The 14,193-nt window shown below is 67.9% G+C and carries 11 protein-coding genes; 8 read left to right on the plus strand and 3 right to left on the minus strand.

Going from position 1 to position 14,193, the window contains the following annotated elements:
• The first annotated feature begins 126 nt into the window (after positions 1–126).
• The 3 genes from G3T37_RS12255 (at position 127) to G3T37_RS12265 (ending at position 2,517) form a co-directional block, all read left to right on the plus strand.
• Positions 127–1,044, plus strand: coding sequence for an ABC transporter ATP-binding protein (locus G3T37_RS12255; RefSeq protein WP_163474188.1), 918 nt, complete (start codon positions 127–129; stop codon positions 1,042–1,044).
• Positions 1,041–1,760 (plus strand): ABC transporter permease, encoded by a 720-nt coding sequence (locus tag G3T37_RS12260; protein WP_163474189.1) that lies wholly within the window; start codon positions 1,041–1,043, stop codon positions 1,758–1,760. The genes G3T37_RS12255 and G3T37_RS12260 overlap by 4 nt, the downstream gene beginning before the upstream one ends.
• Before the next feature lie 76 nt (positions 1,761–1,836).
• On the plus strand, positions 1,837–2,517 hold the full coding sequence (locus tag G3T37_RS12265) for a cyclase family protein (RefSeq protein WP_163474190.1): 681 nt from the start codon (positions 1,837–1,839) through the stop codon (positions 2,515–2,517).
• A gap of 182 nt (positions 2,518–2,699) precedes the next feature.
• Here G3T37_RS12265 and G3T37_RS12270 read toward each other — a convergent pair whose 3' ends face one another.
• The 3 genes from G3T37_RS12270 to mmsA all read right to left on the minus strand — a co-directional run bounded on the left by G3T37_RS12270 (position 2,700) and on the right by mmsA (position 6,687).
• Positions 2,700–3,776: a substrate-binding domain-containing protein gene (locus tag G3T37_RS12270; protein ID WP_241732424.1), complete on the minus strand. Its 1,077-nt coding sequence runs from the start codon at positions 3,774–3,776 to the stop codon at positions 2,700–2,702.
• A gap of 95 nt (positions 3,777–3,871) precedes the next feature.
• The gene (gene mmsB / locus G3T37_RS12275; protein WP_163474192.1) at positions 3,872–5,173 is read right to left on the minus strand and encodes a multiple monosaccharide ABC transporter permease; all 1,302 of its coding nucleotides are present in this window, start codon (positions 5,171–5,173) and stop codon (positions 3,872–3,874) included.
• On the minus strand, positions 5,170–6,687 hold the full coding sequence (gene mmsA / locus G3T37_RS12280; protein ID WP_422110988.1) for a multiple monosaccharide ABC transporter ATP-binding protein: 1,518 nt from the start codon (positions 6,685–6,687) through the stop codon (positions 5,170–5,172). The genes mmsB and mmsA overlap by 4 nt, the downstream gene beginning before the upstream one ends.
• 434 nt (positions 6,688–7,121) lie before the next feature.
• Between mmsA and G3T37_RS12285 the strand changes: the two genes are divergently transcribed.
• From G3T37_RS12285 to chvE, 5 genes are all read left to right on the plus strand, one after another.
• Positions 7,122–8,138, plus strand: coding sequence for a LacI family DNA-binding transcriptional regulator (locus tag G3T37_RS12285; RefSeq protein WP_163474194.1), 1,017 nt, complete (start codon positions 7,122–7,124; stop codon positions 8,136–8,138).
• Between the two features lie 912 nt (positions 8,139–9,050).
• A complete protein-coding gene (gene araB / locus G3T37_RS12290) occupies positions 9,051–10,691 on the plus strand; it encodes a ribulokinase (RefSeq protein ID WP_338401269.1) in 1,641 nt (546 codons plus the stop codon).
• Positions 10,688–11,398, plus strand: coding sequence for an L-ribulose-5-phosphate 4-epimerase (locus G3T37_RS12295; RefSeq protein WP_163474196.1), 711 nt, complete (start codon positions 10,688–10,690; stop codon positions 11,396–11,398). Before araB ends, G3T37_RS12295 begins: the two co-directional genes overlap by 4 nt.
• Entirely contained in the window at positions 11,395–12,915 is a 1,521-nt protein-coding gene (gene araA / locus G3T37_RS12300; protein ID WP_163474197.1) for an L-arabinose isomerase, read from the plus strand. Before G3T37_RS12295 ends, araA begins: the two co-directional genes overlap by 4 nt.
• Before the next feature lie 150 nt (positions 12,916–13,065).
• The gene (gene chvE, locus G3T37_RS12305) at positions 13,066–14,181 is read left to right on the plus strand and encodes a multiple monosaccharide ABC transporter substrate-binding protein (RefSeq protein WP_338401254.1); all 1,116 of its coding nucleotides are present in this window, start codon (positions 13,066–13,068) and stop codon (positions 14,179–14,181) included.
• Positions 14,182–14,193 lie beyond the last annotated feature (12 nt).

The following is a 14,193-nucleotide window of genomic DNA, read 5'->3' on the forward strand; positions in this document are numbered from 1 at the left end:
GCGCATCCCGACCGGCCGGGCCAGCTCGCGACAACGCGGGGTGGCCCGGCCGTTGGCGTGTGCCTGTGGATGGCTGGCGCCGCGACTCTCGGCCGCCGCGTATCCTCGCCCGGACGAAGGAGGCGCATGCGTAACGAACTCTCGGTCGCGTGGCGAGACGTGCGCAAGAGCTTCGGTCGGAGAGCGGCGCTGGATAGGTTCACGCTCGAGGCGGGGCCGGGCATCCACTGCCTGCTCGGCGACAACGGGGCGGGCAAGTCGACCGCATTCGCCGTGTTGACCGGCGCGCGGCGTCCCGACGCCGGTGACGTGCTGGTCGGCGGCGAGCGCGTTCGCCGGGGCGGCGCGACCGCGCGGCTGATCGGTTCGGCCCCGCAGAGTCTGTCGTACCCGCCGACGGTTCGCGTGCGGGAGGTGGTCGACTACGTGGCCGCTCACTATGCGGCGCCCGCACCCACTGCCGCGATCCTCGATCGCGTCGGGCTCACCGCGCTCGCACGCCGCAGCTGCGGTGGGTTGAGCGGCGGGGAGGCGCGGCGGCTGGCCCTCGCCTGTGCGCTCGTCGGCGACACCCCGGTCGTGGTGCTCGACGAACCGTCGGCGGGGCTCGATCGAAGTGGCCAGGGGGAGCTGCGGGAGATCATCCGCGGTCTGGGGTCGGCTGGCCGGATCGTGCTGCTCGCCTCGCACGACCTCGCGGACGTGGAGGCGCTCGCCGACCGCGTCTGGGTCGTCGCCGCGGGGCGGGTCGTGCTGGGTACGGACCCGGACGACATCACGCGGAGATTGGGTACACGGCGGATCCGGTTCCCCATCGCACGCGCGGTCGGATGGAAGCCCGTCGCCGTGCGCGTCGACCCCGAGGCGGTGGTAAGCGAGGCCGCGGGCACCGCCATCATTTCGACCACCCGTGCGGATGCGGTCGCCCGCGAGCTCCTCGGTGTCGACGGCCTGGCAGATCTCACGATCGAGCGCCCGACCCTCGGCGAGGCGATCGATCAGCTCGCCCTGGCCACGCGCGACGCAACGGATGCGCCCGCATGACGGTCATCATCGCGACCGTCCGCCTCCAGGTGATCGAACTGGTGCGGCTGCCCGCGTTCCTGCTGCCGCTCGCCGCCTTCCCCACGATGCTCTACGTGCTGCTGCCGGCGAACCTGGCCCGGCCCTCCCTGCTCACACTTCTCGGGTACCTCGCCTTCGCGATTCTCGGCACGATGATGTTCCAGTTCGGCGTCGGAATCGCGACGGGGCGCAACGATCCCTGGACCATCTATACCCAGACGCTACCGACGCGGGCGGTCCAACGAATCGTGGCGCTGGTCGGTGCGGGCATCGCCTTCTCGGCGCTCTTCTGCGTTCCCCTCGTCGTCGCCGGGTCAGCGAGCGGGGCGCTTCGAGCCGCGACGCCCGGCGCCATCGCGCTGATCATCCTGGCGCTTCTCCTCGGCGCGGTCGTGCACGGACTTTTCGGGCTCTCCCTCGGCTTCTGGTTGCCCGCCCGAGGAGCAGTCGGCATCACCAACCTCGTCTACTTCCCCCTCTCCTACGTCGGCGGCCTGTTCGGCCCCGTCGCCCCCGGACCGCTCACCGAGATCCACCCCTGGACCCCGACCGGAGGGTGGATGGACCTGCTGCACGCCTCCGCCTCGGGAGAGTTCGCGGGGCGCCCCATGCTCGTGCTGGCGGGCTACGCCGCGGCGTTCGGCGCCGCGACGCTCGTGGGGTACCTGCGGGTGGAACGCACGGTATACGCGTGAGCGGAGTGGCGGTGGGTCGCGCACGGTCGGCGGTTTTCGCGTGTCGGCGGGGCGGGCAGCCTGTCACACTCGGGGGATGACCACCCGCATCGTCGACCTCAGCCACCGCATCCGCGCCGGACTCGTCACCTACCCCGGCCTGCCCGCCCCCGAGATCACCCCGCACCTCACGCGCGCCCAGTCGCGCAGCCGTTACGCGCCGGGCACCGAGTTCGAGATGGACATCATCACGATGATCGGCAACACCGGCACCTATCTCGACAGCCCGTTCCATCGCTACGAGGGCGGGGATGACCTCGCCGCCCTCGATCTGGCCACCCTCGTCGACCTGCCCACGGTCGTCGTGCGGGCCGATCCTGCGACGCTCGTGGACGGCCGCGGCATCCCGGCGTCCGCGCTCGCGGGGCACGCGCTCGCGGGAGCGGCGGTGCTCCTCGACACGGGCTGGTCGCGCCACTTCGGGACGCCCGCCTACGGCGTCCGCGCTCCCTACCTGACGGCGGAGGCGACGGCCGCGCTGATCGATTCGGGCGCTGCGCTCGTGGGCATCGACTCCGTGAACATCGACGACACGGAGCCGGAGGCCGCGGGGGAGCGGCCAGCGCACTCGGGGCTGCTGGCGGCGGGCATCCACGTGGTGGAGCACCTGACCGGTCTCGCCGCGCTGCCTGCGACGGGCGCGCGCTTCACCGCGGCGCCCCCGGCGGTCGAGGGATTCGGCACCTTCCCCGTGCGGGCGTTCGCGATCGTGCCCTGACGGCGCTGCTCCGCCCCGCGCGCCCACCCCGCAACGCAGGCGCTCGCACGGCGCGCCCACCCCGCAACGCAGAAGCCCGAAACTGGCACCACCCGCAACGCACGAAACCCCGCCCGGACCGAGGTCCGAGCGGGGTTCCGCTGCTGTGTTACGAAAGGGACCGAGGTCCCGGGAGTCGGGTGTTACTTGGTGAGCGGCTCGAGCGTGGGGTTGTCCTTGTATGCCTCGGCAGCGTTCGCCTTGGTCACGAGGATCGGGGTCAGCTCGACCGACGGCACCGTGATGACGCCGTTGTAGTTGTTCTTGTCGACCACGGTCGCGGGCTTCTGGCCCTTGCTCAGGGTGACGACGAGGTCGACGGCGGCCTGCGCCTCGTCCTGCGTGTTCTTGTAGATGGTGCTGTACTGAATGCCCTGCATGATCAGCGGGATGGAGGCGGTCTCCGAGTCCTGTCCGGTCACGATCGGGTACGGCTTGCCGGCCGCCTTGACGGCGGTGAGGATGGCGCGGCCGAGCGTGTCGTTCGGCGAGAGCACGCCGTCGAGCGTCGGGGTGGCGGCGCTGTAGTTCTTGGTCAGGAGGTCGCTCATGCGGGACTGCGCGTTCTGCGCGAGCCAGCCCTGCGTGGAGACCTGCTGGAACTTCGTCTCACCCGAGGCGACCTTGAGGGTGCCGTCGTCGATCTTCGGCTGCAGGATGCTCATGGCACCGTTGAAGAAGATCGGCGCGTTGGCGTCGTCGGGCGAACCGGCGAACAGCTCGATGTTGTACGGGCCGGTCGCCTTCTTGGCGGCCATTCCGTCGAGGAGCGCCTGGCCCTGGAGCTGGCCGACCTTGAAGTTGTTGAAGGCGACGTAGTAGTCGACGTTCTTCGTGCCGGTGAGGTTGCGGTCCCACGCGATGACGATCGCGCCGGCCGCCTTGGCCGCCTTGACCTGGGTGCCGAGCTGGCTGCCGTCCTGGGCGGCGACGATGATGACCTTGTCACCCTTGGTGACCATGGCGGACACCTCGTTCTGCTGGTCGGGAACCGTGTTGGTGGCCGCCGCGTACTGCACGTCGGCCTTGAAGCCGGCCGCGGTGATCGACTTCTCGAACGCCGCCTTCGCGAGAACCCAGTTCTGCGAGGTCTTGGCGGGGAGCGCGACGCCGATGGTGTCACCCTTCTTGATGGTGCTGCTGCTGTCGCCCGACGTGGTGCCGCGCGAGGAACAGGCCGTGAGCGCCATGATCGCGATGGTCGCGACCGTTGCGCCCATGATTAGCTGCTTCCGCATTGAATGCCCTTTTCTTCTGTGATTGGAGGAGACGGTTGCGCACGGGGCGCATCCTGTTATTTGCTGACGCCGTAGTGCTACGGCAGCAAAACCTGGGGGGAGTCGTCGATCGACTTCGGCTGCTCGGTCGCGCTCCCGGTACCGGTCGACGCGTCACCGCCACCGCTCTTGCGAGTGAAGTTGCGCGTGAGGTACCCGATGACCGAGGGGCGGCCCTGCACCTTGCTGTAGACGTCGAAGGCGACGGCGATCAGAAGCACGAGGCCGCGGATGATCAGCACGAGGTTCGCGTCCGTGCCCACGAGCGACAGCCCGTTGGCGAGGAACGCGAGCACGAGACCACCGATGATCGACCCGGTGATCGTTCCGATACCACCGGCGACGGCGGCACCACCCACGAAGACGGCGGCGATCGCGTCGAGCTCCCAGCCGGTGCCGTCGGCGGGGCCTGAGGAGCCGGAGTAGGCGACGAACACCATGCCGGCGATGGAGGCCAGTACCGACATGTTGAGCATCACGAAGAAGTTGACCCGCTTCGAGTTGACGCCCGACAGCACGGCGGCGTTCGAGTTGCCGCCGACGGCGTAGAGGTGGCGGCCGAAGACCGTGGTGTTGGTCACGAAGCTGTACAGGATGATCAGCACGCCGAGGATGATCGCGACGATCGGGAGGCTGGTGCCGGCGCGGCCCGAGGCGAACAGGTAGGTCGCGTAGACGGTGATGCCGCAGAGCACGATCAGGCGCACGACGCTGGCCCAGACCGGCTGGGGCTCGGCACCCATCCGAACGCGGGTGGCGCGGGCGCGGATCTCGCGGATGATCAGCACCACCACGACGATGAGCCCGATGAGCAGCGTCGGGTTGCTGTAGCCGAAGTCCGGTCCGAAGTCGGGCAGGAAGCCCGCGCCGATGACCGTGTACGACTCGGGAACCGGCAGCGCCGTCGAGTTGCCGATGTACTGGTTGCCACCGCGGAAGATCAGCTGGCCGGCGAGCGTCACGATGAACGCGGGCACCCGCACGTAGGCGACCCAGAAGCCCTGCCAGGCACCGACGAGCACGCCGATGACGAGACCGAGCACGATCGCGAGCGGCCACGGCAGGTGCCACACGGCCATCGACTGGGCGACGATGATGCCGACGAAGGCGGCGACCGAGCCGACCGACAGGTCGATGTGGCCGGCGACGATCACCATCACCATGCCGATCGCGAGGATCAGGATGTAGGAGTACTGCAGGAACACGTTGATGACGTTCGTCGGGTTGAGCGTCAGGCCAGTTGCGATCTGGAACACGATGATGATCGCGACCAGGGCGATGATCATCCCGAACTGGTTGACGCCGCCGCCACCGCCGAAGATCTTACGAATGCTTTTCATCGAACGTTGGTCCTTTTCGAGGTCATGCTAACCATCAGCGATTCCGGGTTGGCTTCTTCTGCCGTTAGCTCATTGGTGATCTGGCCCTCGAAGATCGTGTAGATGCGATCGGAGAGGCCGAGGAGTTCGGGGAGTTCCGAGGAGATGAGGATGATGCCCTTGCCCTGGCTGGCGAGCTCCTGGATGATGCCGTAGATCTCGAACTTCGCCCCGACGTCGATGCCGCGGGTGGGCTCGTCGAGGATGAGGATGTCGGGATCGGTGAACATCCACTTGGCCAGCACGACCTTCTGCTGGTTACCGCCGGAGAGCTTGGTGACGCCCTCGTTGACCGAGGACGCCTTGGTGCGGAGCATCGTGCGGTAGCGCTCCGCCGTCTCGTACTCCTTGACGGAGGAGACGACGCCGTTCGTGGTGATCTTGGCGAGTCCCGCCGAGACGGTGGCGCGCTTGATGGTGTCGAGCAGGTTGAGGCCGAGCGCCTTGCGGTCTTCGCTCACGTAGCCGATGCCGTTCGCGATGGCCTGTGCGACCGAGTTCACCTTGATCGGCTTGCCGTCTTTGATGATCTCGCCCGAGACGTAGGTTCCGTAGGAGTGACCGAAGAGGCTCATCGCGAGCTCGGTGCGACCGGCGCCCATGAGGCCGGCGAAGCCGACGATCTCGCCCCGGCGCACGACGAAGTTCTCGTTCTTGCAGACCATGCGGCTCGGGTCGAGCGGGTGCTGAACGTTCCAGTCACGAACCTCGAAGAAGACCTCGCCGATGTTCGGGGTGCGCTCGGGGAAGCGGCTCTCGAGCGAGCGGCCGACCATTCCGCGAATGATGCGGTCTTCATCCACCCCGTCGCCCTTGACGTCGAGCGTCTCGATGGTCTTGCCGTCGCGGATGATCGTGATGGTGTCGGCGACCTGCTCGATCTCGTTGAGCTTGTGGGAGATCATGATCGAGGTCACGCCCTTGCCCTTGAGCCCGACGATGAGCTCCAGGAGGTGCTGCGACTCGGATTCGTTGAGGGCCGCAGTCGGCTCGTCGAGGATGAGCAGCTTGACCGACTTGTGCAGTGCCTTTGCGATCTCGACGAGCTGCTGCTTGCCGACGCCGAGCGACTTGATCTTGGTGTCGGGGTCGTCGTTCAGGCCTACCCGCGCGAGCAGCTCGGTGGCCTGGCGGTGGGCGCTCTCCCAGTCGATCACTCCGAAGCGCGACGGCTCGTTGCCGAGGAAGATGTTCTCGGTGATGGAGAGCTCGGGGATGAGCGCGAGTTCCTGGTGGATGATCACGATGCCGGCGGCTTCGCTCTGCTTGATGCCGCTGAAGTGAACGACCTGCGACTGGTAGACGATGTCGCCGGAGTAGGTGCCGTAGGGGTAGACGCCCGAGAGCACCTTCATGAGCGTGGACTTGCCGGCGCCGTTCTCGCCGCAGATCGCGTGAATCTCACCGGCGGCGACGGTCATGCTCACATCGGAGAGAGCCTTGACGCCCGGGAACTCCTTAGTGATCGAACGCATCTCGAGGATGGTGGGACCACCAGTCATATTGCACCGCCGTCTCTGGACTTCGCTGTCGTTCGGGATCGAAATCGCCCTGTGTCACGATAGGCGCAACGACCGCTGGCGTCAAAAGTTGAACGCAACGAATTGATAACGGATTGGTAAACCCGAGCGGGCGGCGACGGCGGGGATCGGCTTAAGGCCGCTTCAGCGCTGGGAAGACGCGCGCACGAGCGGGTGGGCGTGATTGCCGGTTTAACGTCAAGTCCTGAAGTCAGGTCGTGAACTCGGGGCGGCGGCGCGTGAACCCAAGGCGGGCGGGCCGGGCGGGGGATGACCGGGCGCCGGTTATCCACCGATGACGGCGCCGCACTCGCCCTCCCGACGCGGAGGGGCATAATGCTGCAAACGATGTGAACGTTTCCAAGCGGAGAGAATCGCGGCCGGAGAGCATGGAACCCGAGAAGGTGCGAGCGCCGAACATCCGCGATGTCGCGCGCCTCGCCGGGGTGTCGTACCAGACGGTCTCCCGCGTGCTCAACGACAGCCCGAGCATCCGCCCGGAGACGCGGCAGAAGGTGCTCGATGTCATCGAGGCGGTCGGCTACCGGCCCAACCAGGCGGCGCGCGCGCTCGTCACGAGCCGCTCGCGGACCATCGGCGTGCTCACTTCGCAGAGCGCGCACTACGGCCCGACGACGAGTTTGAACGCGATCGAAACCGCGGCGCGCGATGCGGGATACCGGCTCAGCGTCACCACGATCAGCACCGCCGACTACGCCTCGACCCGGGCGGGGCTCGACTACCTCATGAGCCAGTCGATCGAGGCGCTCGTGGTGATCGCGCCGCAGGTGCGGGTGTTCGATGCGATCCACGAGCTGTCGGTCGGTGTGCCGTTCGTGACCCTGGAATCGACCGGGCGCGACCCCGGCCACAGCCTCTCCGTCGACCAGACCGAGGGCGCCCGCCTCGCGGTGCGGCACCTCATCGACCTAGGGCACAGCGAGATCCTCCACATCTCGGGCCCGCAGGACTGGATCGAGGCCGAGGCGCGCATGCAGGGCTACCTGCAGGAGATGAACGAGGCCGAACTGCGCACCCGTGCCCCCGTGCTCGGTGACTGGACCGCCCACTTCGGCTACTACGCCGGCCTCGAGTTGCTGCGTTTTCGCGACTTCACCGCGGTGTTCTGCGGCAACGACCAGATGGCGCTCGGATTCATGCACGCCTGCCGCGAGATGGGGCTGACGGTGCCCGGCGACATCAGCATCGTCGGATTCGACGACATCCCCGAGGCCGCCCACTTCCTGCCGCCGCTCACCACCGTGCGCCAGAACTTCGTCGAGATCGGCCGGCGCGCGATCGCCGTGCTGCTCGGGGAGCTCGGCGGCCAGCCCGACCAGAACCACACCCCGATCACGCCGGAGCTGATCGTGCGCGCCTCGACGTCCCGCGTCGTGGTGCGCTGAGGGGAGGCGTCCCGCGCCTCCGCGCGAGTTGGCGCGCCCCGCGCCGCGCGAGTTGGCACTTTTTGTGCCACAAGTCGCGTTTCGCGGTCACGATCGGCAACGGATGACCGTGCTCGCGTGTTGTTGCACAAATCTGTCCCACAAAACGAGGGTGCTGGCACTGGCGGAGCGGGTTCGCGCCGCGAACCGCCTTTGACCCCGGGTTGGGCGCGGGTTTGCTCGGCCCTGCCCGCACCGCCGCGCGAGTTGGCACTTTTTGTGCCACAAGTCGCGTTTCGCGGTCACGATCGGCAACGGATGACCGTGCTCGCGTGATGTTGCACAAATCTGTCGCACAAAACGAGGGTTCCGGCACGGGCCGGGCGGGTTCGCACCGCGAACCTCCGCATATCCACCGCGAACGCTCCCCGGCGGCCCACTCCAACGCCCCAATCGGGCCACCCCGCCGCCCCAATCCGGCCACCCCGCCGCCCCCATCGGGCCAATCGGCCGGGCCAGTCGCCTGGCCCGACAGCCCCGCCTCGAACCGTCGCACGCCGGGGCGAAGGTAACGATCCGGTGACGCAAACGACCGGGCAGCTCAGGTGCTTGACAGATGTGACCGTTTCGGCTGTAGCATGTCGGAAGTCGTGTGAACGGTCACATCGCGGGGTGAGAGTCCGCAACCACATCGCGAGGCGAAAGCCCCGCAGCCAACATCGAAGCGAACCACCTCCGCCCCGCGGAGGCCCCCCGCTGAGACCCCGTGACCGACCACTCGCGCAGCCCCAGATCGAGTTCCAGACAAAGAGGTCATCGGTGAATCAAGCCGCCCCCGGCACCGTCGCCCCCGGCACGGCCGGTTCCAGCGCAGCCGCCCCCGGCACGGCCGGCTCCAGCGCAGCCGCCCCCGCATCCCCCGACGATCGCTATGTGATCGGGGTCGACTTCGGCACTCTCTCCGGACGCGCCGTCGTCGTGCGGGTGTCTGACGGCGCCGAGTTGGGCGCGGGCGTGCATGACTACCGCCACGCGGTGATGGACACCACCCTCGCCGCGACCGGTGCGGCGCTCCCGCCGGAGTGGGCGCTTCAGGTGCCCTCCGACTACACCGACGTGCTCAAGCACGCGGTGCCGGCGGCGCTCGAGGATGCGGGCATCGACCCCTCGAAGGTGATCGGCATCGGCACCGACTTCACCGCCTGCACCGTTCTACCCGTCCTCGCCGACGGCACGCCGCTGAGCGAGCTTCCTCAGTTCTCTGCGCGTCCCCACGCCTACGTCAAGCTCTGGAAGCACCACGCCGGGCAGCCCCAGGCCGACCGCATCAACGAGCTCGCCGCCGAGCGCGGGGAGAGCTGGCTGCCGCGCTACGGCGGGCTCATCTCGAGCGAGTGGGAGTTCGCGAAGGGCCTCCAGCTGCTCGAGGAGGACCCGGAGATCTACGCGGCGATGGACCACTGGATCGAGGCGGCCGACTGGATCGTCTGGCAGCTGTCCGGCCGCTATGTTCGCAACGCCTGCACCGCCGGCTACAAGGGAATCCTGCAGGACGGCGAGTACCCGAGCCGCGAATTCCTGGGCGCGCTCAACCCCGACTTCGCCGACTTCGCGATCGACAAGGTCGCCCACGAGATCGGCGAACTGGGCGCGGTCGCGGGCCACCTCACCGCCGAGGCCGCCGCGTGGACCGGCCTCCCCGAGGGCATCGCGGTCGCGGTCGGCAATGTCGACGCGCACGTCGCCGCCCCCGCCGCGCAGGCCACCGAGCCCGGTCAGATGGTCGCCATCATGGGCACCTCGACCTGCCACGTCATGAACTCGGATGTCCTGCGCGAGGTCCCCGGAATGTGCGGTGTCGTCGACGGCGGCATCGTCGCCGGACTCTACGGCTACGAGGCGGGCCAGTCGGGCGTCGGCGACATCTTCGCCTGGTACGTCGCGAACCAGGTGCCGCAGCGCTACTTCGACGATGCGGCGGCCGCGGGTCGCAGCATCCACGAACACCTCACCGCGCTGAGCAAGGACCAGCCGGTCGGCGGGCACGGTCTCGTCGCCCTCGACTGGTACGGCGGCAACCGCTCGGTGCTGGTGGATGCCGAACTCAGCGGCACCGTCATCGGGGCGACCCTCACCACCCGCACCGAGGAGATCTACCGCGCGCTGTTCGAGGCCACGGCCTACGGCACCCGCAAGATCGTCGAGACCTTCGACGCCGCGGGCGTTCCGGTCACCGAGTTCATCGCGGCGGGCGGGCTGATCCGCAACCCGGTGCTCATGCAGATCTACAGCGACGTGCTGCGCCTTCCCATCTCGACCACGGTCAGCACCCAGGGCCCGGCCCTCGGCTCCGCCATCCACGCCGCGGTTGCGGCGGGGGCCTACGCGAACGTGCGGGAGGCGGCTGCCGCGATGGGCAAGGTCAACCGGGCGCTCTACACGCCGAACGCGGAGGCGGCGGACGCCTACGACGCGCTCTACGCCGAGTACACGCTGCTCCACGACTACTTCGGTCGCGGCGCCAACGAGGTCATGCACCGGCTCAAGACCATCAAGCGGGAGGCCCTGTCATGACCGCATTCTCTCCGGAGATCGAGGTCGCGATCGCGCGCACCCGCGACGAGGTCGCCGCCCTGCACGCCGAGCTGACGCGCTACGAGCTCGTGGTGTGGACGGGCGGCAACGTGTCGGGTCGCGTGCCCGGCGCCGAGCTGTTCGTGATCAAGCCGAGCGGCGTGCTCTATGACGACCTCTCGCCCGAGAACCAGATCCTCTGCGACCTCGATGGCAACGTGATCCCCTCCACCCCGGGATCCGACCGCAGCCCGTCGAGCGACACCGCGGCGCACGCCTACGTGTACCGCAACATGCCCCACGTCGGAGGAGTCGTGCACACGCACTCCACCTACGCGACGGCGTGGGCGGCGCGCGGCGAGTCCATTCCGTGCGTGATCACGGCGATGGCCGACGAGTTCGGCGGCGACATCCCGATCGGACCCTTCGCCATCATCGGTGACGAGTCGATCGGCGCGGGCATCGTGCAGACGCTCAGCGGGCACCGCTCGCGGGCCGTGCTCATGCAGAACCACGGCGTGTTCACGATCGGCAAGAACGCCCGCGACGCCGTGAAAGCCGCGGTCATGACCGAGGATGTCGCGCGCACCGTCCACATCGCCCGCCAGCTCGGCGAGCTCCTGCCCATCCCGCAGGAATCCATCGATTCGCTCTACAACCGCTACCAGAACGTGTACGGCCAGAACCCCGCAGGAGAACTCAAGTGACCCGATCCATCGTCCCCGATCTCGCGAGCTACGAGGTCTGGTTCCTCACCGGCAGCCAGGGCCTCTACGGCGAGGAGACGCTGCGCCAGGTGGCCGAGCAGTCGCAGGAGATCGCTCGCACGCTTCAGGCTGCGGCGGATATCCCGGTCACCATCGTGTGGAAGCCGGTGCTCACCGACAGCGAGTCGATCAAGCGACTGTTCCTCGAGGCCAACTCGGCCCCCGGCGTGGTCGGCGTGATCGCCTGGATGCACACCTTCAGCCCCGCGAAGATGTGGATCCGCGGCCTCGACGCCCTCCAGAAGCCGCTTCTGCACCTGCACACCCAGGCGAACGTGGAGCTGCCCTGGAGCGAGATCGACTTCGACTTCATGAACCTCAACCAGGCCGCCCACGGCGACCGCGAGTTCGGCTACATCCAGGCCCGGATGAACGTCGCGCACAAGACGGTCGTCGGTCACGCCACGAACCCCGCGGTCACGGCGCAGATCGGCACCTGGACGCGCGCCGCGAGCGGCTGGGCCGCGGTGGGCAACCTCAAGCTCGCGCGCTTCGGCGACAACATGCGCTACGTCGCGGTCACCGAGGGCGACAAGACCGAGGCCGAGATCCGCTTCGGGCTGAGCGTCAACACCTGGGGCGTCAACGAGCTCGCCGACGCCGTGCACGCCACGAGCGACGCCGAGGTGGATGACCTCGTCGCCGAATACGAAGAGCTCTACTCCGTCGTGCCCGAGCTGCGCCGCGGCGCCGAGCGTCACGAGTCCCTGCGCTACGGCGCGCGAATCGAGCTCGGTCTGCGCTCCTTCCTGGAGGCCGGCGGGTTCAGCGCCTTCACGACGAGCTTCGAAGACCTGGGTGCGCTGCGCCAGCTGCCCGGCCTGGCCGTGCAGCGCCTCATGGCGGACGGCTACGGCTTCGGAGCCGAGGGCGACTGGAAGACGGCCGTACTGGTGCGGGCGGCGAAGGTGATCGGTGCGGGACTGCCCGGTGGGGCATCCCTCATGGAGGACTACACCTACGACCTCACCCCCGGCAACGAGCTCATCCTCGGCGCCCACATGCTCGAGGTCTGCCCGAGCCTCACCACCTCGAAGCCCTCGCTCGAGGTGCACCCGCTCGGCATCGGCGGCAAGGAGGACCCGGTCCGCCTCGTCTTCGACACGGATGCGGGCGACGCGGTCGTCGTCGCGATGAGCGACATGCGCGACCGGTTCCGCCTCGTCGCGAACGCCGTCGAGGTCGTGCCGCTTCCGGAGCCGCTGCCCAAGCTGCCCGTCGCGCGCGCGGTGTGGAAGCCCGCTCCCGACTTCGCGACGAGCGCCGCCGCGTGGCTCACCGCCGGCGCCGCCCACCACACCGTCATGAGCACCCAGGTGGGTGTGGACGCGTTCCAGGACTTCTCCGACATCGCCCGCACCGAACTCCTCGTCATCGACGAGGGCACGACGCTGCGTGAGTTCCAGAAGGAGGTGCGCTGGAACCAGGCCTATTACCGACTCGCGCAGGGCATCTGACCCTCGCACTGTAGACACCCCACGATGTGCCTTTCGTGACAACCCGTCACGTAAGGGCAGGGGACGCGGCTTTACATGGACGAGCCGCGTCCGACGAGTAACAAGTCAGAAGACAATGACGTCCATTTGCACCCCTCGAAAGGAAACACAGTGAAGAAGAAGGTCATCCTCGCGGTCATCACCGCGGGCGCCCTCGCGCTCACCCTCGGCGCTTGCTCGTCGACCCGCACCACCACCGGGTCGACGTCGACCTCCAACAAGGGCGCTCTCGTCGGCATCGCCATGCCGACGCAGACGTCCGAGCGTTGGATCAAGGACGGCGCCGCCATCAAAAAGGACCTCGAGGCCCTCGGGTACAAGACCGACCTCGAGTACGCGAACAACGACATCCCCACCCAGGTGCAGCAGATCGAGGCGATGATCACCAAGAAGGCCAAGGTGCTCGTGATCGCGTCGATCGACGGCACCGCGCTGTCGAGCCAGCTCGATGAGGCCGCCGCGGCGGGCATCAAGGTCGTCGCGTACGACCGCCTCATCAACGGCAACAAGAACGTCGACTACTACACGACGTTCGACAACTACAAGGTGGGCGTGCAGCAGGCGACCTCGCTGCTGACCGGCCTCGGAATCCTCGACGCGAGCGGCGCCGAGACCGGCAAGAAGGGCCCGTTCAACGTCGAGCTCTTCGCCGGCAGCCCGGACGACAACAACGCGACGTTCTTCTACAACGGCGCGATGGACACCCTCAAGAAGTACCTGGACAACGGCACCCTCGTGGTGAAGAGCGGCCAGACCGACTTCAAGACCGTCGCGACCCTGCGTTGGGACCCGGCCACCGCCCAGGCCCGCATGGAGAACCTGCTCGCCAAGAGCTACTCCTCAGGCGCCAAGGTGCAGGGTGTGCTCTCGCCCTACGACGGCCTCTCCATCGGCATCATCTCGGCTCTGACCAGCGCCGGCTACGCGAAGAACGCGCTGCCGATCATCACGGGTCAGGACGCGGAGGTCGGCTCGGTGAAGTCCATCATCGCCGGTGAGCAGTACTCCACCGTCTACAAGGACACCCGCAAGCTGGGCAAGGAAGCCGTCTCGATCGTAGACGACCTCCTCAACGGCAAGCAGCCCACCGTGAACGACACCAAGTCGTACAACAACGGCAAGAAGATCGTCCCGGCCTTCCTGCTCCAGTCGGTCGTCGTGACCAAGGACAACTACAAGCAGGTCCTGGTCGACGGTGGCTACTACACCGAGGCAGACCTCCAGTAGTTCTGCTGGGCA

The sequence above is a fragment of the Galbitalea soli genome (assembly GCF_010686725.1).
Classification (GTDB): domain Bacteria; phylum Actinomycetota; class Actinomycetes; order Actinomycetales; family Microbacteriaceae; genus Galbitalea; species Galbitalea soli.

What these genes read in the sequence shown, in the direction of transcription:
- G3T37_RS12295 (WP_163474196.1), top strand. Translation starts at nt 10,688, where the DNA reads ATGACCGCATTCTCTCCGGAGATCGAGGTCGCGATCGCGCGCACCCGC.
- G3T37_RS12255 (WP_163474188.1), top strand. Translation starts at nt 127, where the DNA reads ATGCGTAACGAACTCTCGGTCGCGTGGCGAGACGTGCGCAAGAGCTTC.
- G3T37_RS12285 (WP_163474194.1), top strand. Translation starts at nt 7,122, where the DNA reads ATGGAACCCGAGAAGGTGCGAGCGCCGAACATCCGCGATGTCGCGCGC.
- mmsB (WP_163474192.1), bottom strand. Translation starts at nt 5,173, where the DNA reads ATGAAAAGCATTCGTAAGATCTTCGGCGGTGGCGGCGGCGTCAACCAG.
- G3T37_RS12260 (WP_163474189.1), top strand. Translation starts at nt 1,041, where the DNA reads ATGACGGTCATCATCGCGACCGTCCGCCTCCAGGTGATCGAACTGGTG.
- mmsA (WP_422110988.1), bottom strand. Translation starts at nt 6,687, where the DNA reads ATGCGTTCGATCACTAAGGAGTTCCCGGGCGTCAAGGCTCTCTCCGAT.
- G3T37_RS12270 (WP_241732424.1), bottom strand. Translation starts at nt 3,776, where the DNA reads ATGGGCGCAACGGTCGCGACCATCGCGATCATGGCGCTCACGGCCTGT.
- G3T37_RS12265 (WP_163474190.1), top strand. Translation starts at nt 1,837, where the DNA reads ATGACCACCCGCATCGTCGACCTCAGCCACCGCATCCGCGCCGGACTC.